This window comes from Aeromonas australiensis, assembly GCF_000819725.1.
GTDB classification, from domain to species: Bacteria; Pseudomonadota; Gammaproteobacteria; order Enterobacterales; family Aeromonadaceae; genus Aeromonas; species Aeromonas australiensis.
Genome location: NZ_CDDH01000008.1, coordinates 1 through 23,787, shown reverse-complemented (window position 1 = coordinate 23,787; position 23,787 = coordinate 1). Strand labels below are relative to the sequence as shown.

The following is a 23,787-nucleotide window of genomic DNA, read 5'->3' as shown; positions in this document are numbered from 1 at the left end:
GCGGGGTTTTTTATTGCCTGTAATTCATTGAATCGTCTGATAATTGACCTTCTTTCCCCCCTATTTTACCTGAACACCTTATCCTCTCTGTCTGTTTTACTCATAGAAATTGACACCAACGGCGTAAAATGGCGCTTTATTTCGTCGGAGATAGCCCATGTTTTGTCCAAAATGCGGCGGTCAAACCCTGCAGAGCGTCAGCTCCAAAGAGTTTCGCTGTAGCTGCGGTTTTCATTTTTTCCAGAATGTGGCGACGGCTGTGATGGTGGCGCTTTGCTGGCAGGATGAGGTGCTGGTTGCGATGCGTGCCCGTAATCCTGGCAAGGGGTTGCTGGATCTGCCGGGCGGATTTGTCGATCCCGGCGAGTCGCTGGAGGGGGCGCTGGTGCGCGAGTTGCAGGAGGAGCTGGGGCTCGATGTCAGCGCTCAACCTTTTACTTATCTCGGTTCATTCCCCAATATTTATCCCTACGATGGCATCACCTATCACACCTGCGACACTTTCTTCGCCATCAAGCTGAGTGAAAAACCTGTCATCCAGCCGGCTGACGATGTGGCCGCCTGTCTGTGGCTGAAGATCAGCGATATCCCCTTGCCCCGCTTTGCTTTCGAGTCGACGCGCACCGCGATGGCGCGGCTACAGCAATCCTCTTTGCAAGCCTGATCCTTGCTGATGACGATAGTGATGGGCAGCGACCATCCCTGTCTCATCCTTGTCCGCTTTTGTCCCGCAGACGCCATTCGTCAGACGGTGAGTGGTATAGTCAGCAGTGGATCCGGATTCAAGGAGCATATCGTGAAGAAGATAGTTCTCATCTTGCTCGGCATCGCCGTGGCGGCCTTGCTGGCCATAGTGACACTGATAAGCCTTATCGACCCCAATCAATTCAAGCCCCAACTGGCTGAACAGGTGCGCAAGAGCACGGGCCGGGAACTGGTGATGGCGGGGGAGATTGACTGGCGCTTCTGGCCGAGTCTCGGCCTCTCGCTGGAAAAGGTGGCGCTGCGCAATCCGGCCGGTTTTGCCGAGCCGGATCTGGTTCGTTTCGAACAGGGTGAGGCCTCGGTAGCCTTGTTGCCGCTGCTCTCCCATCGTCTGGAGATTGGCAAGGTGAGCCTGAGCGGCGCCCATCTCTTTATCCAGACCAAGGCGGATGGCAGCTCCAATCTGAGCGGACTGATCAAAGATGCCACTGCTGATGCAAGCGAACCGGTCACCCCTGCGGCCCCTGCGCCAGCCGCGGATAGCAAGCCCTGGCAGATTAGCTTGCAGGGTGTCGCGCTCTCCCAGGCCAGTGCACTGGTACAGGATGATCGCAGAGGCACCTCGCTGCGACTGGAGCGCCTTGATCTCGATATGGGGCAGCTGGCCACCGGTCAGTGGGTACCCGTGACGCTGGCCGCCAAGGGGAGTGCCGACAAGCTCGCTTTCGACGTTAAAGGGCAGACCCAGATCAAGCTGGCGCAGGAGGTGATGGCCAGCGAACTGAAAGACTTGAGCCTCAGTGGCAGCCTGAGTGAGCCCGCCTTGCGACTCGACAGTTTCTCCATCAAGGGAGATCGACTGGCTCTGGGTGAGTGGAGCAATCTCACGTTGGCACTCAAGGGGGCCAAAGGCGAGGGCAAACAGCCTGCGCTCGCTGGCTCGCTGGAAGGAGCACTCAAGGGACGGCTCGATAAAGAGATGAAGCTGGCCGAGCTCTCCGATGTGCTGCTGACTGCGGCGCTGGAAGGTGATGCGCTGCCACGCCCGCAGATGAAGCTGAAACTGGCCGGGTTTGCCCGTGCCGAGCTCGACAAGCAGTTGATTACCCTGAGCAAGCTGGTGATGAGTGCCGATGAGGCGCTGTTGAGTGGTGATGGAACCATGCAGTTTGGCGCCACACCGGCAATCACCTTTGAGCTGCATGGAGAGACGCTGGATCTCGACAAATGGCTCGCCAAATCGACACCGACCACACCTGCACAAGCGAAAGAGGATAAACCGGCTGCCGGAGCCCCCAGCGCCGCAGCGAGTGGTCATAAAGCAGCACCCGGCAAGAGCGAAGCCCTCTCCGCGGTCGAACCGGATCTGAGCGCGCTCAAAGGGGTGGATCTGGATGGTCGGCTGCAACTTGGCAGCCTGCGCCTGAAGGGGTTGGATCTGGGGAGCGTAGATCTGCAAGTTGCACTGGCCAAAGGGCTGCTGACACTCAAACAGTTCAGCGCGACCGTGGCTGGCGGTCAGGTAAACGCGAACGGGGTACTCGACGCGCGCCAGCAGCCCGCCACCTACAAGGTGCACAGCCAGGTGGTTGGAGTGAACATTCGTCCCTTGTTGCAGACCCTGGCCGAGAGCGATCTGATCGAGGGCAAGGGCGATCTCGATGTGCAGCTGCAGGGGCGTGGTCTATCTCCTCTGGCACTGCGCAACGGGATGCGGGGCAAGGTTACCTTGAAGCTGAGCGACGGCGCCCTGCATGGCATCAACCTAGCGGAGATGATCCGCGAGGCGCGGGCCACCCTCAGCGGCAAGGGGGCCGAGCAGGTGAAGGAGGCGCGCAAGACCGACTTCAGCGCCCTGACCGCCAGCTTCCAGATTGCCGATGGCACCGCCCGCAGCAACGACATCCAGCTCTTTGCCCCGGCCTTGCGGGTCAAGGGCGAAGGGCAGACGGCGCTGGTGCCGGAGAGTCTCGACTTCCTGTTCCTCACCTCCATCGTCGAGAGCAGCAAGGGACAGGGGGGCAAGGATGTGGATGAGCTCAAAGAGATCACCATTCCGGTGCGGATCGGCGGCCACTGGCAAGCCCCCAGCTACCAGCTCGATGTGAAGGCGCTGCTGAGCAACAACAAGCTGCTGGAGGATAAGGCCCGCAAGGAGGCCGAACGCGGCCTCAAGAAGCTGTTGGGTGACAAGGCCGACAACGAGGCCGTCAAAGGGGTGGCCGACCAACTGCTCAAGGGACTGTTCAGATAGCCTTCTATGGCGCTATCGACATCATTTTTCTGCTTCGGGCAGGCATGGGCTCTCTTGTAAAAGAGCGCCCATGACCAGCCTCAGTGATGATAAGGCGCTGTTTGGCAACAACATATGTGAGCCCCAATAAAGTTCTTGCGCAACTTAAGTGATAGTCTTCCGTAAATTAACTAATCACTTAATAGATAAATGGAACAGCTTGACCGGGCGCTTGCCCTACACCAGTTGCTATTGGACTTTCGTTACCCTGTTCCACGCTCCGTCATACTGGAACGACTTGCCTGTTCTGCCAGCACCTTCAAACGGTTGTTGGAGCTACTGCGAGATCGCTACCAGGCCCCCATCGTCTGGGACCGGGCAGCCCGGGGTTATCGCTACGACACCGCTGATGGCCGCTTTACCTTGCCGGGAGTCTGGCTTACCGAGTCGGAAGCCTTTGCGCTCTTGATGGCCAATCGCCTGCTGCAAGATGTGCAACCGGGTCTGCAGCAGCAGGGGTTAGCCCAGTTGCAGGCCCGCATTGGGGATTTGCTGGGTCCCCAGTGGCAACATGAAGCGGACCGCCTGCGGGTAGAAAGCATCGGACGCCAATATGTTCCCCCCGAACGTTTCCTGCCTCTGGTACAAACGCTGTTTTCCAGGCGTCAACTCCACTTTCTCTATCACCCCACACAACATCAGTCCGAAGAGCGTCAAGTATCGCCACAGCGCCTCTGCTGGTATCGGGACAACTGGTATCTGCTTGCCTGGTGTCATGGACGAGAGGCCTTGCGCCTCTTTGCCTTGAGTCGAATTGTCGAACCCAAAGCGCTGGATGAAGCCGCCTGCGAATGTGAGGCAGCGGCGTTGGATGCGCTCTTTGCAAATGGCTACGGCATCTTCGCCGGGGCGGATTTGCAACAGGCCGAGCTGCGCTTTGACCCATCTGCTACCCCTTGGGTCAGAGATGTGCAGTGGCACCGGGAGCAGCGCCAGACCATAGAGCCCAGCGGCCATATTCGCCTGAGCTTCCCCTATGCCGATCAACGCGAACTGGTACGCGACCTGCTGCGCTTTAGTGGCGAGGTCGAGGTGCTCTCTCCCCCCGAGCTACGCCATAGCGTGATCAACGCCATGACGGCAGGGTTAAAAAAACATGCAGCCACCGCGTTACTGGCTCAACTGGTGAGCCAGTGAGTGGGAAATAATGGGCTGCCATAATTCAGAGGGGCACACATGGAAGAACTAAAACCAGCCGATTTGAAGACTATCCTGCATTCCAAACGGGCAAACCTGTACTACCTGGAGTATTGCCGGGTCTTGGTTAATGGCGGTCGTGTTGAGTATGTGACCGATGAAGGTAAAGAGTCGCTCTATTGGAATATTCCGATTGCCAATACTACCTGCATCCTGCTGGGAACAGGCACATCGATTACTCAGGCTGCCATGCGGGAGCTGGCGAAAGCGGGTGTCTTGGTTGGTTTTTGTGGCGGTGGTGGCACACCTCTTTTTACTGCCAATGAAGTTGAGGTGAGCGTGAGTTGGCTTACCTCCCAGAGCGAGTACAGGCCAACCGAATATCTGCAGCAGTGGGTTAGCTTCTGGTTTTGTGATGATGCGAGGCGAAAAGCTGCCATCGCCTTTCAAAAAGTGCGTATCGCCCAGATTCGCAATGTATGGCTGGGGGCGGCCATGAAACGTGAGCGGGCATTCGCGCTCGATGAGGCTGCTCTCGACAGTGCCTTGCTACGTTTCGAAGCCCAGCTTGCTCACTGCCGCACCACTACTGATGTGTTGGCCCAAGAGGCCAGCTTGACCAAGATGCTCTACAAGTTGGCTGGCAATGCCGTGTGTTATGGCGAGTTTACCCGTGCCAAGCATGGCAGTGGCATCGATATGGCCAACCGTTTCCTCGATCACGGTAACTATCTCGCCTATGGCCTGGCCGCAACTGCTTGTTGGGTCATCGGCATGCCCCATGGTCTCTCTGTACTTCATGGTAAAACCCGTCGCGGTGGGTTGGTGTTTGATGTGGCTGATCTGATCAAGGACGCGCTCATCTTGCCCCAGGCTTTTATCGCAGCCATGGCCGGGGAAGAAGAGCAAGAATTTCGCCAGCGGATCATCGGCCGCTTTAATCAGCACGGTGCATTGGATCTGATGATTGAGACCTTGCAGTCGGTAGCCGCCGACCTAAGTGAGGTGGGGCGATGAACGTGCTGTTGGTCTCCCAGTGCAGTAAACGAGCCTTGGATGAAACAAGGCGCATTCTGGATCAGTTTGCCGAACGTAAAGGTGAGAGAACTTGGGCGACGACGATCACCCAAAATGGCCTCGACACTTTACGCAAACTGCTACGTAAAACGGCCCGTCGTAACACCGCCGTATCCTGTCACTGGCTCAAAAGCGCAGGGCCCGAGCTTTGCTGGATAGTTGGCAATGTCCGCCGCTTCAATGAGCAGGGCTCGGTACCGACCAACAGTACCGGGCGCAATATCCTGCGCAGCCAGGATGAGAATCTCTGGCACTCTGGTGAAGCCATGGCGTTGTTGGCGGCGATCGCTGGCCTTTTTCACGATCTGGGCAAAGCCAACCGGCTCTTTCAGGACAAGCTCACGGGCAAGCGCCGTGAGCTGAGCGAGCCACTGCGCCATGAGTGGGTCTCGCTGCGCATCTTTGAAGCTTTCGTCGATGGTCGGGGCGACCTGCAGTGGCTAACAGCGCTCTCTAACGTGAACCCAAATGATGAAAAGGAGGCATTGGCAGGTCTTGGTAAGCTGACCGAGAGCAAGGCACAGCCAACCAGAGCAAACCCCTTCGAAGGTTTGGCACCGATCGCCCGCATCATCGGCTGGCTTATCGTCTCGCACCATCGTTTGCCGCAGTTTGACGCCAAACATGAGCAAGCCGTCGGCGCGCCTCCTCTGGAACGGTTAACGGTAGATTCAGGGCGCTTTGATGCCAGCTGGAACTCCCCCCAATGCCGCGAGCCAGAATGGGATAAGGATACATGGCAACGTGTTTGGGTCTTCCCTCACGGTACTCCTCTCGCCAGTCAAACCTGGTGCACCAAGGCCAACAGTCTGGCACTGCGCGCGCTACAGTGCCATTCACTCTGGCAAGGCCGGGATTGGCTATCCGATCGTTTCACTGCTCATTTGGCTCGTTTGTGCCTGATGTTGGCAGACCATGCCTACTCCTCAGGTGATGTAACCGAGCAGTGGCAAGACAGGGACTATCGGGCCTATGCCAATACAGATCGCGTCACGGGCAGGCTCAAGCAGTCGCTTGATGAGCACAATATCGGCGTGGGCCATAACGCCTATCTGCTCGCCAAGAGTCTGCCGAAACTGCGGCCTTATCTACCCGCCATCACTCGCCACAAAGGCTTTAAACAGCGCAGCCAACAGAGCGCATTTCGCTGGCAGGACAAGGCATTTGATTTGGCCAGGATGTTGGCCCACCGCTCCCGGCAGCAGGGGTTCTTTGGGGTCAATATGGCGTCAACCGGCTGCGGAAAAACCTTCGCCAATGCCCGCATCATGTACGGTTTGGCCGATGAAAAGCTAGGTTGTCGCTTTAGCGTCGCATTGGGTCTTCGCACCCTGACGTTGCAAACCGGCGATGCCTTGAGAGCTCGATTGTCGCTCGATTCTGATGATCTGGCCGTGCTGATAGGTTCTGCGGCAGTGCAGCAGCTCCATGAGCTTCGAACCCGAAAGGCACTTTCCGAGCCTAAGAGTGGCTCCGAATCGGCAGAATCGCTGCTCGATGCCAATATGCATGTGCGCTACGACGGAGCCCTCGATGACGGTCCACTACGTCGCTGGCTCAAACAATCCCCCGCCTTGCATCAATTGGTCAGCGCTCCTGTACTGGTGAGCACCATCGATCACCTGATCCCGGCGACCGAAGGCACTCGTGGCGGCAAGCAGATTGCCCCCATGCTGCGTCTGCTCACCTCGGATCTGGTGCTTGATGAACCTGATGACTTCGGGCTGTCCGATCTGCCTGCCCTCTGTCGTCTGGTCAATTGGGCGGGGATGCTGGGTAGTCGGGTGCTGCTCTCATCGGCTACCTTGCAGCCCGCTTTGTTGAATGCCTTATTTGCTGCCTATCAGGCGGGGAGAGCCCATTACCACAAAGCCTGTGGCCAGCCAGGGCCTATGCCCCCTATCTGCTGTGCCTGGTTCGATGAATTCGGGGTCGCCCAGCAGGATCTGGCTGAACAGAGTGCTTTCAAGGTTAATCACCAAGAGTTTGTGGCCGCTCGACTGACCAAGCTGGCCGAGCAATCCGCCCTGCGCCGGGGAGCAATATGGTCTGTGAGTGCAAGTGGAAAAAGTAGCGATGAGGTGGTGCAAGCCATGGCGAGCGCGGTTCGTGAGGGTATGCTCCAGCTACACAGTGAGCATCATGAGCGCCACGTCTCAGGCAAGTGTTGTTCGGTTGGCCTGGTACGTATGGCTAATATCGATCCGCTGGTCGCTATCGCCCGGCAGGTACTAAGCCAGGCCCCGCCGCCCGACACCCACATCCACTTTTGCATCTACCACAGTCATCACCCGCTGTTGGTGCGCTCCGAGATGGAGAGGCGTCTCGATGCCCTGCTAACCCGCTATGACAGCGATGCATTTTGGCAACGGCCTGAGGTCTCACAGGCGCTGGCGCAGCCCGAGAAGCACCATCTGTTTGTCGTTTTTGCCTCGCCGGTCGCCGAAGTGGGGCGTGATCACGACTATGACTGGGCCATTGCCGAGCCGAGTTCGATGCGATCTCTTATCCAGTTGGCCGGTCGCATTCAGCGTCACCGCAAGAGGGGGCCAACTGCTCCAAACCTTTTGATCCTCAATCGCAATGTCAAGGCGTTGCGTGGGAGGACTCCGGCCTATTGTCAGCCGGGGTTTGAGTCGACGGAGTTTCAGCTCGCTAATCACGATATGGCGCAGAGTTTGCGAGAAGAGCAGTACAAGGTGATAGGGGCTGCACCCGCGATCCAGATGCCGCCGAGTCCAGGTCGAGGGCCCTACTCAAATCTGGTGGAACTGGAACACGCACATCTTGCCACCTCCTTGTTTGCTAAGGGACATCAGCCTCCCTCCGCAGTCTCTTGGTGGCAACATCAACATCCACTGGACTGGGCTGGTGAGATGCAACGGCAAACTCGCTTTCGGGCGTCGTGCCCCGACGAGAGCTTTGTACTCTATCAGGCCGATGAGGATGAGCCCCTGCGCTTTCACCGGCTCGAAGAGCGTGGTGAGCCTGAGCTGGTGGAGGCTAGCTGTTTCGAGCGCCAGACCTTTACGCCCGCCGAACGGGTCGCCCCCTGGTTGGATAACGAGCCAGAGCCTCTGCTGGCCGCCTTAGGGGAGGAGATGGAGTGGGATGCCGCCAGGCTATCACGCACCTTTACCGAGATCCGGCTGCCACTCAACGAGCAGAGTGCCAAGCCTTGGCAATACGACCCGCTATTCGGTGTGTATAAGGCGCTCGATTGAGCGCCTTATGAGGGAGCTACCTGTTCGGTAGCGAAAAGAAAAGCAAAAGTGCATTTTTCTGAGCTGTCTGTACGACAGGCGTTTGATTATAGCGAGCAACAGCTCAGGGGAACACCATCAAAAAAACACACTACTAAAAATCAATTAAAGAAAAAGGGCATTGGTTGATCTCTTTAATCTTTACGTGCATCATCACTCCTGAAGATCGGTTTGGGTCTCCATTGAGAGGGGTAATGAAGCAAATGCGACGTTTTTTACTCACTGGATTGTTTTGTATCGGTTCAGGTATCGCAAGCAACCTGCATCTCAACATTGATGTGGTGTTTTTCGTACCGGTCGGTCAGATGCACCTTGTTGATCATCTTTGAGTGTTAGGGAGGAAGCAATGGGAGTGGAGCAGTTGTCATCAGCCATCGATGACTATATCTCGGCAAGGCAGGAGGCCAAGCCGGACAAGTGGCCCAGCAAAGCGGACTGGCTCGACGATGCCGCCAAGCGGGCCAAGCAGATAACATTGGTTACCCATGCCCCCAAGTTTACCCATGGGGATGCGCGGGGGATTGGGGCTAGAGTCGAAGGGATGACGGGGGAAGAGTATCTCTCGACTGCCAGTCTGACTGCGCCGGTTATCGATGTGATCGGCAACGCGGCAGCCCTCGATGTGGCCAATCTGTTGCTGCTCGAAGCGGACGGCAAACGGCTGGTGGATCTGATGCAGGATGGTGATGCCTCTGCACTTGCAACCTTCAGCAACAATAAGGCACAGCTGGAATCATGGTGCGATGGCCTCTCTCAAGCCTTGGCAGGTGGTGCAGTGACCACTCACACCCTGGCCAAGCAGACCTATTTTCCCGTGGATAGGGAATACCACCTGCTGAGCCCCCTTTTTGCCAGCTCGCTGTGTCATGCCTTGTATCAACGCATCGATCAGTCTCGCTTCGGGGATGAGGCGAAGGCGGCGCGCGATGCACGCCGTAAAAATGAGTTTTCCGAACTGACCGTCGTGGACTTTCCCCATCTGGCGGAGCAGCACTTTGGCGGCACCAAACCCCAAAATGTCTCTCTGCTGAACAGTAAACGCTATGGCCGCGTCTATCTATTGAGTTGCCAACCGCCTGAGTGGCAAGACCGACTTACGGCACCCGAGAGCCAAGAGCACTTCTGGATACGCTACGAATATCGGGTTGCGGCCACTCTCGGTGAGCTGAGCCGTTTTCTCAAATCGGTGGTGCTGGCTGATAACAACGCCACCATCAAACAGCGCCGAGCCGGGCTGGTGGATGACTTGATGGGGGCGCTACTCCACTACGGCGCCGAGCTGCGTACCTTGCCTGCGGGCTGGAGCAGGGCGATGACTGAGCCGATGAGCGAGGCGTTTTGCGACTGGCTCGATCCCATCGACGACCAGACACTCTCCGATAACGAGGCCAATCAGATAGCGCTGGAGTTTGGTCGCCGACTCAATCGGCGGCTGCAAAAGCGGTTGGCCCATATCGGGGATGCTGAGCTGCATATCTGGCGTCGTCAGCTGGCGCGTCAACTGCGCATGTTGCAACAGGATCTGGAGGAATGGGCATGAAATCGACCCTGCTGCTTCGTCACCTCAAGGTGGAAAATGCCAATGCTATCAGCGGGCTGACCTATGGCTTTCCGGCCATCAGCCATTTTCTGGGCTTCACTCACGCTTTGTCACGCCGCCTTGAACAAGCCTTCGGACTGACACTGGGGGGCTGCGCAGTCATCGCTCATCACACCGGGTTACAGAGTAAGCCGCTTGGCAACCGCCGTGAGCAGGTCTTTGCTCTGACGCGCAACCCTTTGACCAAAGAGGGGAAGACGGCTCCCTTTAATGAAGAGGGGCGTGTGCACCTCGACATCAGCCTGTTGATTGAGTGTGATTTTGACGCCGACCAGCTACCTAAAACGGGCGCGTTGGATCAACGAGTTAGCGCGCTTCAAGCCTGGTTTGAACGCACTGTGCCGACCCTGCGCTTGGCCGGGGGAATTATCACTAGCCTTGAGCTGGTGCAGTGGCGCGAGCGTTATGAGGAGCGCGAGCTACGCCGCTTGTGTATGGGTTTGCTACCGGGCTTTGCCCTGGTCTGCCGTCATGACCTGTTAACCCTTCACCATCAACAGCGGTCCAGCACCGAGACTGGCGGGGAGTTGCTCGACAGCCTGCTCGATTTTGTCACCCTGCGCCACCAGGCACAGCATGATGAAGCCGGTGTGGTGAGCTGGCAACAACTGGCCAAACCGGCGTCCGGTTATCTGGTACCACTGGCCGTGGGTTACCAAGGTATCTCCCCCCTCCATGACCCGGGATCCATCCCCAGTAGCCGCGATCAGCAGACTCCCTTTCGGTTTGTGGAGTCCATCTACACCCTGGGGCAATGGATCAGCCCACATCGCATTCAGGATCTCGATACCCTGTTATGGCGTTACCGTCATCAGGAACCCTATTACCTCTGTGAGAATCGTTATCAAGCCCCAACGTTGGAGTGGGATGAGAACGACGCAGAACCCTTTATGGCAAATGACCTCTTCTGATAAGGAACTTCATCATGGCAAAAGCAACGATCAAAACCGCCTCTGTCCTGGCTTTCGAGCGCAAGCTCGCCAACTCTGATGCCAGGCTTTTCGCCGGTAATTGGCAAGATCGTGACGATCCCCTCGCCCAATGGCACCCCATCACACTTCAGGAGAAGGCGGTGCGCGGCACCATCTCTAACCGCCTGAAGAAGGCCACCGCTGAGGATCCCGCCAAGCTCGATAACGAGATCCAGAAACCCAACCTGCAGCGGGTCGATGTGGCGACGCTGCCCTTCGATGCCGACACCCTGCGGGTCGGTTTTACCCTGCGCGTGCTGGGCAACCTGGCCCAGCCCTCGGCCTGTAACGATCAGGCCTATCAGGCTGTGCTGGGTGAAAAAATTGGCGAATATGTGCGCGAATACCAGTTTCATGAGCTAGCGGCCCGCTATGCCGAGAACCTGGCCAATGGCCGCTTCCTCTGGCGCAACCGAGTCGGTGCCGAAGCGGTGGAGGTGCGCATCAGCCGGCTGGAGCAGGGCTCGGTAAAACAGAGCTGGATCTTCGATGCCCTGAGCTTCAATTTGCGTGCCTTTACCAAGCCGCAGGGGGCGCTGGCCGAACTGAGCGATGTGATCCGCCAGGGGCTGCTTGGCAACGACTTTGCGCTGTTAAATGTCGAGGCATTTGTTCGTCTCGGGGCCGGTCAGGAAGTGTTCCCTTCTCAGGAATTGGTGCTCGATCAGAGTGGTGGCAAAGAGGGGAAAAAGAGCAAGTACCTCTATGAGGTAGATGGCATCGCTGCCATGCACTCCCAGAAGATTGGCAATGCCCTGCGCACCATCGATACCTGGTACCCGGGTTCAGAGGAACTGGGACCGATCGCAGTCGAACCGTATGGTTCGGTTACCAGCCGTGGCACAGCCTATCGCCAACCCAAGGAGAAGCTCGACTTTTATAACCAGCTCGATGGCTGGATGCTGAAAGACAATGTTCCATCAGTGGAACAACAGCACTATGTGATAGCGACCCTGATACGTGGCGGCGTCTTCGGCGAGGCAGACTAAGGAGCTCCTATGGATCACTACCTTGATATTCGTGTCCTGCCCGACCCTGAATTTGGCCAGGTGGAGTTGCTTAATGCCCTCTATGCCAAACTGCATCGGGTGCTCCCCTCCCTGACCCAGGGACGGGTGGGGGTCAGCTTTCCTGGCCATAAGCGTACGCTGGGAGAGTGTCTGCGCCTGCACGGCGCGCTGGCCGATCTGCTTAGCCTCACCGAAGTGAACTGGCTGCAAGGGATGCGGGACTATATCCGCATCAGCGCACCGGCTCGGATACCCGACGCTGTGAGCTACCGCACCGTGCGCCGGGTGCAAGCCAAGAGCGCCCATAACAAGCGCCGTCGCTCGGTGGCCAAAGGGTGGCTGACCGAAGAGGAGGCGCTGGCCCGCATCCCCGACACCCAGCAGAAGGCGATGACCCTGCCTTATGCCGAGATGCACAGTCTCTCGACGGGCAGCCGGATGCGCCTCTATATCGAACACGGCCCCATACTTGCCAGCCCGGTGTCGGGGGCCTTTAACGCATACGGGTTAAGTGCCAACACCACCATTCCCTGGTTCTGACCCTTTTTTTTGGGGTGTAGCTAACATATTGATTTTTTAATGGATAGCTACACCCACGCCCACCGAGGGCCTAGCTCCACTGACGGGACAATGCTCTTTAAAAATCAGTAAGATAGTGCTAACTTCCAACACCTCGCTGCCGCACAGGCAGCTCAGAAAGATAGACCCCATCCGATGCGCGGCTGTAGGTCCCTCGCTGCCGCACAGGCAGCTCAGAAATGCTTCCGATGCTGTCCAGGGGGATGCCCATACCTCGCTGCCGCACAGGCAGCTCAGAAAGGCTTGGTGCCGTTGGTCACGATGAAACCACCCCTCGCTGCCGCACAGGCAGCTCAGAAAATCAACGCCAAGAAGAACCTGCCGGTGACGGCCCTCGCTGCCGCACAGGCAGCTCAGAAACTGCGCTTCGGCAGCTTGCTCCAGCGCTACGGCCTCGCTGCCGCACAGGCAGCTCAGAAACCTTTCAGGCTGTTGCGGGTGAACAGGCGCTCCCTCGCTGCCGCACAGGCAGCTCAGAAAATCAGGTGCGGTCTTCTCGTCACTGATGCGGCCCTCGCTGCCGCACAGGCAGCTCAGAAACAAAGGCCGCAGGGCGTGAGGCGCAAGCCAGTCCTCGCTGCCGCACAGGCAGCTCAGAAATGTTTATCAGCTCGGTGGCCCGCTATCGCGGCCCTCGCTGCCGCACAGGCAGCTCAGAAATCGATCTGGCTGCCCAGCATGCGGGGCATCAGCCTCGCTGCCGCACAGGCAGCTCAGAAACGGGATCGAGGCGCTGGCCGCCGACATCCCGGACCTCGCTGCCGCACAGGCAGCTCAGAAATTGCCATCGGCGACCGTGATTATCTCGTCACACCTCGCTGCCGCACAGGCAGCTCAGAAATCGACCCCGATATAACTAACAATGCCAATTCCCCTCGCTGCCGCACAGGCAGCTCAGAAATCTTGAAAACCATGGTTGATAAACGAGCCGTTCCTCGCTGCCGCACAGGCAGCTCAGAAACAGCAAATGACTCTCGTTGAAATGTCTGATTCCCTCGCTGCCGCACAGGCAGCTCAGAAAAGCCGGAGAGGTTGAGGAAGGAGCGAAGCGAGCCTCGCTGCCGCACAGGCAGCTCAGAAACGCTCGTAAAGCCCAAAAAACGGTAACTGTTACCTCGCTGCCGCACAGGCAGCTCAGAAAGCTTCTTTTAAATACTCGTCTATCAGGAAAAACCTCGCTGCCGCACAGGCAGCTCAGAAAGCAGGGCAGGGGGCTCCGGCGTAGCCGGATGCCCTCGCTGCCGCACAGGCAGCTCAGAAACGTCGAGGTTGATTTGAGGGAGCAATTTATCCCCTCGCTGCCGCACAGGCAGCTCAGAAATGCCACATACCGGCCTTGTCCCCCTCGACCCACCTCGCTGCCGCACAGGCAGCTCAGAAAAAAGATGGGCGGTTGAGCGCCAAGGAGTTCATCCTCGCTGCCGCACAGGCAGCTCAGAAATGGACGAGAAGACCCCGCACATGTCGGCGTTCCCTCGCTGCCGCACAGGCAGCTCAGAAAATCGGCGCGGCGACCATCACCGACAAGGGGGGCCTCGCTGCCGCACAGGCAGCTCAGAAAACAGCCATCTCCTTGTTAATTTAGCGGATTAGCCTCGCTGCCGCACAGGCAGCTCAGAAAGCGGTGGCGTGGACGTACCAGGGGGGGGGGATTCCTCGCTGCCGCACAGGCAGCTCAGAAATTCTGTTGTTTTGGTTACAGCTGACATTGTTACCTCGCTGCCGCACAGGCAGCTCAGAAATTCGGCAGCTTCAAGTCGGCGTAGTGCTCTGACCTCGCTGCCGCACAGGCAGCTCAGAAACTGACGCCATAGACGCAACGCCCGACTGTGAGCCTCGCTGCCGCACAGGCAGCTCAGAAAGACACCGGTGACGAAACCATGAAGGTAGAGGCCCTCGCTGCCGCACAGGCAGCTCAGAAACGCAGAATATCGAGGGCGAATGCAGTGTTGATCCTCGCTGCCGCACAGGCAGCTCAGAAAGACAACAGCGCAGTGGCCCCGACACGTGGCATCCTCGCTGCCGCACAGGCAGCTCAGAAAAGTGGGCTTATGCCAAAGACCAGCGCGCCGAGCCTCGCTGCCGCACAGGCAGCTCAGAAAATCAAAGAGGGCGCCGAGGAAGTGCGGCGTCAGCCTCGCTGCCGCACAGGCAGCTCAGAAATTGCTGCCCCATGCCTACACCAAGCGCACCAGCCTCGCTGCCGCACAGGCAGCTCAGAAATTCGGCGGCTACGAAGCGTCCCTGTTCAAAAACCTCGCTGCCGCACAGGCAGCTCAGAAAGTGGGCGCTGTCAGCTGGCAGGAGGCCGAACCCCTCGCTGCCGCACAGGCAGCTCAGAAAATAGCGCACTCTGATGCGGTGGTACTGGCGAGCCTCGCTGCCGCACAGGCAGCTCAGAAAAGACCGAGTTGCTCGCCGTGATTGGCGACTTCCCTCGCTGCCGCACAGGCAGCTCAGAAATCGATGACAGGTTGCAGCGGCCCATGGGCCACCCTCGCTGCCGCACAGGCAGCTCAGAAAGACCAGCTGATGGGGGCGCAGCTCGTCACTGGCCTCGCTGCCGCACAGGCAGCTCAGAAACAAGGGTTAGCAGGTGCTTCCGATTCACGTTACCTCGCTGCCGCACAGGCAGCTCAGAAAGAGTTCAAGAAGCTGGCCATCGATTCCAGCGACCTCGCTGCCGCACAGGCAGCTCAGAAATGGACGGCCAAGCTTGGATAAAAAATGCTGGGCCTCGCTGCCGCACAGGCAGCTCAGAAAGCTGAGGAGAAGCTGGGTGGCCTCCCCTTCGGCCTCGCTGCCGCACAGGCAGCTCAGAAACGGGATCGGGGGCAGGTTTTCCAACCGGCGGACCTCGCTGCCGCACAGGCAGCTCAGAAACCATGAGCCCCTCAGCGATGGCGCCATGGCGGCCTCGCTGCCGCACAGGCAGCTCAGAAACATCCGCGCCACCACATCCTCACCCACTTTGACCTCGCTGCCGCACAGGCAGCTCAGAAAGTAGTCGGCGGCATTCTTGACGGTATGGTCAACCTCGCTGCCGCACAGGCAGCTCAGAAATTCACCAGCTGACCAGGCACCACCAAGCCGGGCCTCGCTGCCGCACAGGCAGCTCAGAAATTGGTGAGAACCGATGAGAGGTCTTGGTGGGTCCTCGCTGCCGCACAGGCAGCTCAGAAATGGTATGGCTGCCATCGGCCCGCAGCACCTTCCCTCGCTGCCGCACAGGCAGCTCAGAAACGTGGCATCGCACTGGATGTGTGGGAGAGCGACCTCGCTGCCGCACAGGCAGCTCAGAAAAGGGCCGACAGCTCGGCAGAGAACTGGCTGATCCTCGCTGCCGCACAGGCAGCTCAGAAAAGGACAAAACCATCCTGGTGCCGCGCCCCTGCCCTCGCTGCCGCACAGGCAGCTCAGAAAACAATCCTGCCATTGAGTAGATCTCCAAAAAGCCTCGCTGCCGCACAGGCAGCTCAGAAAGAGGCTTACCAGCTCGCGGCCCTTGGCCTTGATCCTCGCTGCCGCACAGGCAGCTCAGAAAAGATAGCGGTCGGTGATGCGCTGCTGGAACATCCTCGCTGCCGCACAGGCAGCTCAGAAAGCAGCCTCGAGCAGCATCGCGCTGACTTCTTTCCTCGCTGCCGCACAGGCAGCTCAGAAATGTAAAGCATTCAGATGCCCGCTTGCTTTGACCCTCGCTGCCGCACAGGCAGCTCAGAAACTTTAATCGCGCTCACTTGGCTACACTCAAGACCCTCGCTGCCGCACAGGCAGCTCAGAAACAGTCGCGGCGATAGATGGCCTTGGCCTCCGCCCTCGCTGCCGCACAGGCAGCTCAGAAATCGATGGCGATCGGCAGCTCACGGAATTGGGCCCTCGCTGCCGCACAGGCAGCTCAGAAAAGCAAATCAGACCCGAAAGCCGCAGGTAACGGCCTCGCTGCCGCACAGGCAGCTCAGAAATGGAGGGTGCCGAAAATGCCTAGCCTCTACGCCCTCGCTGCCGCACAGGCAGCTCAGAAATCGCTCGTTGCGTTGCGCTGGAGCCAGATTTGCCTCGCTGCCGCACAGGCAGCTCAGAAAATTGACCGAGTGGTCTTGATACCCTCCGAACTCCTCGCTGCCGCACAGGCAGCTCAGAAAACGCCGACACCGGAGCAGGTCTGGAGCGCCGTCCTCGCTGCCGCACAGGCAGCTCAGAAAAGAAAATAGCCGAATGGACCGAGAAGCGGGTCCCTCGCTGCCGCACAGGCAGCTCAGAAATTGGCGCCGGCGAACGGAATACCGGCCGCAACCCTCGCTGCCGCACAGGCAGCTCAGAAACAAGGGTTAGCAGGTGCTTCCGATTCACGTTACCTCGCTGCCGCACAGGCAGCTCAGAAAGAGTTCAAGAAGCTGGCCATCGATTCCAGCGACCTCGCTGCCGCACAGGCAGCTCAGAAAGCTGAGGAGAAGCTGGGTGGCCTCCCCTTCGGCCTCGCTGCCGCACAGGCAGCTCAGAAACAGCCGCCGTCAAAGCTGCGGGTCATGCCGTTCCTCGCTGCCGCACAGGCAGCTCAGAAAAATACATCCAGGGCGACGATGGTCTTCTGAAACCTCGCTGCCGCACAGGCAGCTCAGAAATGCGGGTGTTCGGTACCGGCGCCGCAGTTGGCCCTCGCTGCCGCACAGGCAGCTCAGAAAGTTGGCAAACCGCTTGAGCTCCAGGGTGTTATCCTCGCTGCCGCACAGGCAGCTCAGAAATTCCCGCGCAAGAAGAACCGGCAGGGTGTTTACCTCGCTGCCGCACAGGCAGCTCAGAAATTGAACTGGAATGAGCTGGCGTCGATGTCGCCCCTCGCTGCCGCACAGGCAGCTCAGAAATGCTGGGTCTGCTGAATGGCAGAGCTCAGGGCCCTCGCTGCCGCACAGGCAGCTCAGAAACGGGGGCTGTATGGTGTGGATACCACTGTTTTCCTCGCTGCCGCACAGGCAGCTCAGAAATTGCTACGGCCTGCATCCTGCTGGTCTTGGGACCTCGCTGCCGCACAGGCAGCTCAGAAAAGTGGAGCCAGGGCGATGCCGTTGGCCTGCTGCCTCGCTGCCGCACAGGCAGCTCAGAAAACGGAGTGGCGCAGCGGGAATTACTGCGAGTTCCTCGCTGCCGCACAGGCAGCTCAGAAATTAAACAGGATTGGCAGCGATGCTGGGCGCTCCCTCGCTGCCGCACAGGCAGCTCAGAAAATAGAACTGATTAAACGGGGTGGTGTGGTACTCCTCGCTGCCGCACAGGCAGCTCAGAAAAACCAGCACCCCGGCATCCCTGAACTCATCGACCTCGCTGCCGCACAGGCAGCTCAGAAATTGAACTGGGCCTTGAGCCAGCCGGGCAGGTTCCTCGCTGCCGCACAGGCAGCTCAGAAACATACGTCCCGCAATGCTATGCGATGCAATGGCCTCGCTGCCGCACAGGCAGCTCAGAAAATGTTCAGCTCGTCCATGGGGGCCAAGGGGTTCCTCGCTGCCGCACAGGCAGCTCAGAAAGACCATTGCAATCACATCCGGTGTATTTCGAGCCTCGCTGCCGCACAGGCAGCTCAGAAATATGTGGACACGCTGCGCACCAGCCGCGCCCCCCTCGCTGCCGCACAGGCAGCTCAGAAAGATTCGCTGGCGCTGTTGAAGGTGGCCGAGCCCCTCGCTGCCGCACAGGCAGTTCAGAAAGTAACAGCCTTTCCCGTAAGTCCAGGAACCATCAGCGTATTCCCCACGCCCGTGGGGATGCACCGTTGACACAAGAGATAGCAACGCCTCACGCTGTCTGTTCCCCAGGGCGGGTGAAACCCAATTCGATAGCTTGTGATAGCGGCTACTCTGGCTCGGTCCCCAGCAGGGTTTGCCAGACCTTGATCACATGGCTGCGCTCACTCTGCAGCTGATCGTCGCTCACCTTGCGGGAGATCTCCGAGAGGTTGAGGCGATGGCCGAGGTTGCGGATCTCCAGATAGGCCTGTTTCAGTCCCTCCGCCTGCTCCAGGGTCAGCACCCCCGCCAGCACGCACTCATCGAAGATGCGCACGTTATCGGACCAGCGGGTGAGGGCGTCGGGCTCGCCACAGGCGTGGGCCAGCACCAGATACTGGGCGATAAACTCGATATCCACCATGCCGCCGGGGGATTGCTTGAGGTCGAACTCGCCGGCACCGGCTTTGAGCAGGTGATCCCGCATCTTGTGGCGCATCTCGCGCACCTCGCGGGCCAGGGTCGGTAGATCCCGCTCCTTGGCCAGCACGGCGCGGCGGATGCGGGCAAACTCGCCTTTGATCCCATCATCGCCATAGATGGAGCGAGCCCGCACCAGCGCCTGATGCTCCCAGGTCCACGCCTCGTTTTGCTGATACTGCTCATAGGCCGACAGCGACGAGACCAGCAGGCCGGCGTCGCCGGAGGGGCGCAGCCGCATATCGATCTCGTAGAGAATGCCGGAGGGGGTGCGGGTGCTGAACAGGTGCAGGATCCGCTGGGCCAGACGCAGGTAGAACTGACGGCTGTCGATGGGCTTGCGACCATCGGTATAGCTGTTGGGGTCACCACCGTGCAGGAACACCAGATCGAGATCCGAGCCGTAGCCGAGCTCGATGCCGCCCAGTTTGCCATAGGCCACTACCGCAAAGCCGCGCTGGCCGCTGGTTGCCACCTCGGGCGGCACCCCGTAGCGCTCGCTCATCTGGGTCCACGCCTGATTGACCACCTCCTCGGTGATCGCCTCCGCCAGCCAGGTGAGGTGGTCGCTCACCTTCATCAGCGGCAGGGCGCCGGCGATGTCGGCCGCCACGATGCGCAGCAGCTGCACCTGCTTGAACTGACGCAGCGCCTCCATCTGCTGCTCCACATCCTCTTCGGGGATACGCAGCAGGAACTGGCGCAGCTGGGGCTTGTAGTGATCGAGCGGGGTGGGGTGGTAGAGGTGCTGGGGATCGAGCAGCTCATCCAGCAGGATGGGGTAGCGGGCCAGCTGCTCGCTCACCAGATGGCTGGCATCGCACAGCCGCACCAGTTGGCGCAGGGCGCCCGGGTTCTCCGCCAGCAGTTGCAGATAAGCGCTGCGGGTGAAGATGCGGGTCAGCAGCTCGCATACCCGCTCGAACAGGCGGGCAGGTTGCTCGCAGGCGACCACCAGCCGCAGCAGCTCCGGCATCAGCCAGTCCAGCGCGATGCGCCCCTGCGGCCCTACCTGACGGCGCTTGTACTCCTCCTTGAAACGCAGCAGGGCGGCGCAGAGCGGGGCGGGCTCGGCCACCCCTTGCGCGGTCAGCAGTTTTTCCAGTTCGGCGGCGTCGAGCTCGGTGCGCCACAGATCGAGCCAGAGCTGCTCCAGATGGGCGGGGGCCTCTTTTTCTTCTCCCACCACGGCGGCAAACTCCTGATGGACGGCGGCCATCTCCTCATCCAGATGGGCCATGAAAGCAGCCCAGTCGGCAAAGCCGAGGGCGGCGATCAGCCGCTGGCGATCCCGCTCCTCGGTGGGTAGGGTCTGGGTCTGTTGATCGCCGATCTCCTGCAGGATGTTTTCGACCCGGCGCAGGAAACGATAGGCCGTCAGCAAGCGATCGCAATGGGCGGATTCGAGGGCGCCACATTGGGCGATGGCGGCCAGCGCCTCCGGCAGGTGACGCACCCGCAGCGCCGGTTCGCGCCCGCCGCGAATAAGCTGCAGCGCCTGGGCGATAAACTCCACTTCGCGAATGCCGCCGGCCCCCAGCTTGATGTTGCCCTCCAGCCCCTTGCGGCGCACCTCGGCGGCGATCATCGCCTTCATCTGGCGCAGACCGTCGATAACGCCGAAGTCGATATAGCGGCGAAACACGAAGGGGCGCAGCATTTCGGTCAGTTCCACCGCGTGTTCGCACTGGGGCCCCAGTACCCGCGCCTTGACCATGGCGTAGCGCTCCCAGTTGCGGCCGTGGTGCTGGTAGTAATCCTCCATGGCGGCGAAGGAGATGGCCAGTGGCCCCGCATCGCCAAAGGGGCGTAAGCGCATATCGACCCGGAACACCTGACCATCCTGGGTGGGCTGGTGCAGGGCGTTGATGATGCGCTGACCGAGCTTGATAAAGAACTGCTGGTTGGCGAGCTCGCGCCGCCCGCCGACCGTATAGCCGTTCTCGGGGAAGGTGAAGATAAGGTCGATATCCGAGGAAAAATTCAGCTCGCCGCCACCCAGCTTGCCCATGCCGAGGATCAGCAGCGGCTGCGGGTTGCCGTTGCCATCCATCGGGGTGCCCAGCTCGCCGCACTGTTTGGCGTAGAGCCAGTCGCGGGCGGAGCAGATCAGGGTATCCGCCAGTTTGGTGAGGTGGATAAAGCTCTCTTCCACTTCGGCGTGACCCAGCAGCTCGCGCCAGGCGATCACCAGCATCCGGCTGCGGCGGAACTGGCGCAGGATGCGCTTGAGCGCCTCTTCATCGCTTACCTCGGCGAGCAGGGCGGTCAGGTCACTCTGGTAGGCGGGCCAGCGTTCGACCCGCTCCAGATCCCCGGAGGTGAGCAGCTCGGTCAGCAACTCGGGCTGTTTGCAGAGAGAGTCGGCGACAAAATCGGATAGACCAAGCAGGGTCAGCAAGGTGTGGCGAACGGGCTCGGGCAGCGAGCCATAGTCGGGGGCCAGTTCGACCAGCCGCTGCCACTGGCGCTCGGCCTGATCTTGCAGCAAGGGGGAGAGGGCAGAGAAAGAGGGAGAGTGCTGGGCCACGGTTGCCATCCTTGTTTGAAACTCAGTGTGGTTAACGACAGGTGGTGAACGAAGCGGGGTTGACGAATCCACCGGATAAAAAGCTGGTTGCCAATCTAGCACTGTCGGGCCAGAACGTCACAGCGCCGGGGGGCATCGCGTGATCCGGCAAATACAAATGGGCTGTCGCTGGTGCTACGGAGAAAGGCCCCGCAGGGCCTTTCTCTCTGTTCATCGTGGTTATGCCAGTTTGAAGGAGTGGATCTGGCTGTCGAGTGTCTTGCTGTGCTGTTCGACCAGCTCGGAGGCCTCTTGCAGCTCGCGCAGTACCACCACGGAGCCTTCGGCGATCTGCTTGACCTGCTCCAGATTGCCGCGCATCTCTTCGGCCACCGAGCTTTGCTGTTCAGAGGCGGCAGCGATGTGGCGATTCATGTCGGCCACCCCTTGCACTCGCTGCACTATGGTGGCGAGCTGGGTACCGGCCTGGGTCACCTGCTCCACCCCCTTGTCGGCCTGGCGCACGCTCTGGGCCATCAGTTCGGCGGCCTGGCCGGCATTGCCCTGCAGCTGTTCGATCATCTTCTGGATCTCGACGGTAGCTGCCTGAGCCCGGTTGGCCAGCTCGCGCACTTCGGAAGCCACCACGGCAAAACCGCGACCCGCTTCACCGGCGCGGGCCGCTTCGATGGCGGCGTTCAGTGCCAACAGGTTGGTCTGCTCCGAGATGCCACGAATGGTGTCAACCACAGAGCCAATCTGTTCGACACCTTGCTCCACCTGATTGACCACGGTGGCGGAGCGTTGGATGTTGCCGGAGAGGGTATCGATGGTGCTGACGGTAGCTGCCACGCAGCGGCTCCCCTCTTCCGCCAGCTGGCTGGTTTCGGCGGTGGCGTGAGAGGCCTGATCCGCATGGGCGGCCACTTCACGAATGGCACCGACCATCTGACTCATGGCGCTGGCCAGTTGCTCGATCTGGGTGAACTCTTCGCTGATTGCTTCGTTGGCTTCTTCCATGCAGAGGGTGACCTGGGAGGCGATATCGTTGAGCTCCTTGCAGGCGGCACGCTGGTTGCCAAACACTGCTTTGAGGTTCTCCTGGGAGTGGGAGACCGCCTTGGCGATATCCCCGAATTCGTCACGAGATTTGAGCAGCACCTTATGGCTAAGGTCCCGTTTGGCGAAGCGCTCCAGCAGGCCCACCAGATAGTGCACCTGCTTGACCATCAGACGAGATCCGGTCATCAACAGGACCACAAACAGCAGTCCCATGATGGTGGTCTCCATCAGGCCGCTCCAGAGCAGACGATTGGCGATGGCATCCGCCTTGGCGGGATCGAGCCCTTCGCTCAGCAGAGTTGCCTCCAGATTGTTGGTGTCAAACCAGAGTTTGGTCAGTAGCAGGAGGGTACTGAACACCATCAGCAGCACCACTTTGGGTACCAACCGGATATTGCTCATTCTTTGCTCCAGCAGGTTCAGCTGCATTGTCATTCTCCTTTTAAAAGCCGTTTTTTCCTTTGCCCTCAGGACTATCGGCATTATCTTCTCTTTTATTAATTTGCACTGTGTTTAAAGTTGGAAAATGTATGCGACATCACTTAACTCATCTACGGGCGATGGATCTGCTGATGGCATTCCTGTCGATTGTCTCGGTTCTGCTGGTGACGGCCCGCTGGTGGGGGCAAGAGACCCTCACGGCGCAGACCTTGCAGTTCTTCTATGATATCGACAGCCTGATCTGCTACTTCTTTCTCGCGCATTTTGCTTATGGCTGGCTGCGGGCGCCGGATCGTAAAGCTTTCTTCAAGACCAACTGGATCTATCTGCCGGGTAGCCTGCCGATGGTGGAGCAGCTGCGCTGGGCCCGTTTGCTGCAGCTGTGGCGGGTTTATCAACTGTTCAAGGAGCACCCCGATCTCTGGGCCACGTTCCGCCGCGAGCGCAACGAGACCACCCTCTCTGGCATTCTGTTTCTGTTCGTGCTGTTACTTGGCTTGGGGTCCGGGATGATGTACTGGATTGAAGCCGGTGAGCCGGGTAGTCAGATCCAGACCCCTTACGATGCTTTTTGGTGGACCCTTGTGACCCTCTCCACCGTCGGTTATGGCGATCTGGTGCCCAAGACCGAGGAGGGGCGGTTTGTCGCCAGCCTGCTGATCCTGTTCGGGGTCGGTCTGTTTGGTGCCATCAGCGGTTTTATGGCCAGCATCTTTTTGCAGCCAGCCAAGGAGAGCGAGACCGACAAGTGGCGCCATCACTACAACAGCCAGCAAGAGGAGCTGTTGCGCGAGCTGCGGGCCCTGCGGGACGAGGTGCGCGAGCTCAAGAAGAAGTAAGGTTGTCGCACGGGAGCGCAAGTTGCGAGCCAGCTCCCAGCTATCGGTTGTGGCTGAGTGGGGGAGGTGCTTTTTCTTTGGTTCTTCGCATTTTGTGG

At 59.3% G+C, this 23,787-nt stretch carries 12 protein-coding genes and 1 CRISPR repeat array; of the genes, 10 read left to right on the top strand and 2 right to left on the bottom strand.

Annotated features, from left to right (window positions below; genetic code table 11):
• Positions 1–157: 157 nt before the first annotated feature.
• The 9 genes from BN1117_RS01460 to cas6f all read left to right on the top strand — a co-directional run bounded on the left by BN1117_RS01460 (position 158) and on the right by cas6f (position 12,596).
• On the top strand, positions 158–664 hold the full coding sequence (locus tag BN1117_RS01460; protein ID WP_040094334.1) for an NUDIX domain-containing protein: 507 nt from the start codon (positions 158–160) through the stop codon (positions 662–664).
• Positions 665–796: 132 nt separating this feature from the next.
• Positions 797–2,959, top strand: coding sequence for an AsmA family protein (locus BN1117_RS01455; RefSeq protein WP_040094333.1), 2,163 nt, complete (start codon positions 797–799; stop codon positions 2,957–2,959).
• A 189-nt stretch (positions 2,960–3,148) separates the two neighbouring features.
• The gene (locus BN1117_RS01450) at positions 3,149–4,135 is read left to right on the top strand and encodes a helix-turn-helix transcriptional regulator (protein WP_040094331.1); all 987 of its coding nucleotides are present in this window, start codon (positions 3,149–3,151) and stop codon (positions 4,133–4,135) included.
• Positions 4,136–4,174: 39 nt separating this feature from the next.
• The gene (gene cas1f / locus BN1117_RS01445) at positions 4,175–5,152 is read left to right on the top strand and encodes a type I-F CRISPR-associated endonuclease Cas1f (RefSeq protein WP_040094329.1); all 978 of its coding nucleotides are present in this window, start codon (positions 4,175–4,177) and stop codon (positions 5,150–5,152) included.
• Positions 5,149–8,436, top strand: coding sequence for a type I-F CRISPR-associated helicase Cas3f (gene cas3f / locus BN1117_RS01440; protein WP_040094328.1), 3,288 nt, complete (start codon positions 5,149–5,151; stop codon positions 8,434–8,436). Before cas1f ends, cas3f begins: the two co-directional genes overlap by 4 nt.
• 385 nt (positions 8,437–8,821) lie before the next feature.
• Positions 8,822–10,015 (top strand): type I-F CRISPR-associated protein Csy1, encoded by a 1,194-nt coding sequence (gene csy1, locus BN1117_RS01435; protein ID WP_052441382.1) that lies wholly within the window; start codon positions 8,822–8,824, stop codon positions 10,013–10,015.
• Positions 10,012–10,986: a type I-F CRISPR-associated protein Csy2 gene (gene csy2 / locus BN1117_RS01430; protein WP_040094336.1), complete on the top strand. Its 975-nt coding sequence runs from the start codon at positions 10,012–10,014 to the stop codon at positions 10,984–10,986. Before csy1 ends, csy2 begins: the two co-directional genes overlap by 4 nt.
• 14 nt (positions 10,987–11,000) lie before the next feature.
• A complete protein-coding gene (gene csy3 / locus BN1117_RS01425; protein ID WP_040094326.1) occupies positions 11,001–12,035 on the top strand; it encodes a type I-F CRISPR-associated protein Csy3 in 1,035 nt (344 codons plus the stop codon).
• A 9-nt stretch (positions 12,036–12,044) separates the two neighbouring features.
• Complete coding sequence (gene cas6f / locus BN1117_RS01420) at positions 12,045–12,596, top strand: type I-F CRISPR-associated endoribonuclease Cas6/Csy4 (RefSeq protein WP_040094324.1); 552 nt, start codon at positions 12,045–12,047, stop codon at positions 12,594–12,596.
• Between the two features lie 131 nt (positions 12,597–12,727).
• A CRISPR array of direct repeats spans positions 12,728–18,340; the repeat unit is 28 nt; unit sequence CCTCGCTGCCGCACAGGCAGCTCAGAAA.
• A gap of 145 nt (positions 18,341–18,485) precedes the next feature.
• Here the strand turns inward: cas6f and glnE are convergent.
• Both glnE and BN1117_RS01410 read right to left on the bottom strand, forming a co-directional pair.
• Positions 18,486–21,368 (bottom strand): bifunctional [glutamate--ammonia ligase]-adenylyl-L-tyrosine phosphorylase/[glutamate--ammonia-ligase] adenylyltransferase, encoded by a 2,883-nt coding sequence (glnE, locus tag BN1117_RS01415; protein ID WP_040094322.1) that lies wholly within the window; start codon positions 21,366–21,368, stop codon positions 18,486–18,488.
• A 219-nt stretch (positions 21,369–21,587) separates the two neighbouring features.
• Positions 21,588–22,838, bottom strand: a complete 1,251-nt coding sequence (locus BN1117_RS01410; RefSeq protein ID WP_052441381.1) for a methyl-accepting chemotaxis protein — start codon at positions 22,836–22,838, stop codon at positions 21,588–21,590.
• Between the two features lie 32 nt (positions 22,839–22,870).
• Here BN1117_RS01410 and BN1117_RS01405 point away from each other — a divergent pair, with 32 nt between their 5' ends.
• A complete protein-coding gene (locus tag BN1117_RS01405) occupies positions 22,871–23,689 on the top strand; it encodes a potassium channel family protein (protein WP_040094319.1) in 819 nt (272 codons plus the stop codon).
• Positions 23,690–23,787 lie beyond the last annotated feature (98 nt).

Excerpts from the sequence above, each read along its gene's own strand:
- BN1117_RS01410 (WP_052441381.1), bottom strand. The coding sequence starts at position 22,838 with ATGCAGCTGAACCTGCTGGAGCAAAGAATGAGCAATATCCGGTTGGTA.
- cas6f (WP_040094324.1), top strand. The coding sequence starts at position 12,045 with ATGGATCACTACCTTGATATTCGTGTCCTGCCCGACCCTGAATTTGGC.
- cas3f (WP_040094328.1), top strand. The coding sequence starts at position 5,149 with ATGAACGTGCTGTTGGTCTCCCAGTGCAGTAAACGAGCCTTGGATGAA.
- csy3 (WP_040094326.1), top strand. The coding sequence starts at position 11,001 with ATGGCAAAAGCAACGATCAAAACCGCCTCTGTCCTGGCTTTCGAGCGC.
- BN1117_RS01460 (WP_040094334.1), top strand. The coding sequence starts at position 158 with ATGTTTTGTCCAAAATGCGGCGGTCAAACCCTGCAGAGCGTCAGCTCC.
- csy1 (WP_052441382.1), top strand. The coding sequence starts at position 8,822 with ATGGGAGTGGAGCAGTTGTCATCAGCCATCGATGACTATATCTCGGCA.
- BN1117_RS01450 (WP_040094331.1), top strand. The coding sequence starts at position 3,149 with ATGGAACAGCTTGACCGGGCGCTTGCCCTACACCAGTTGCTATTGGAC.
- cas1f (WP_040094329.1), top strand. The coding sequence starts at position 4,175 with ATGGAAGAACTAAAACCAGCCGATTTGAAGACTATCCTGCATTCCAAA.
- csy2 (WP_040094336.1), top strand. The coding sequence starts at position 10,012 with ATGAAATCGACCCTGCTGCTTCGTCACCTCAAGGTGGAAAATGCCAAT.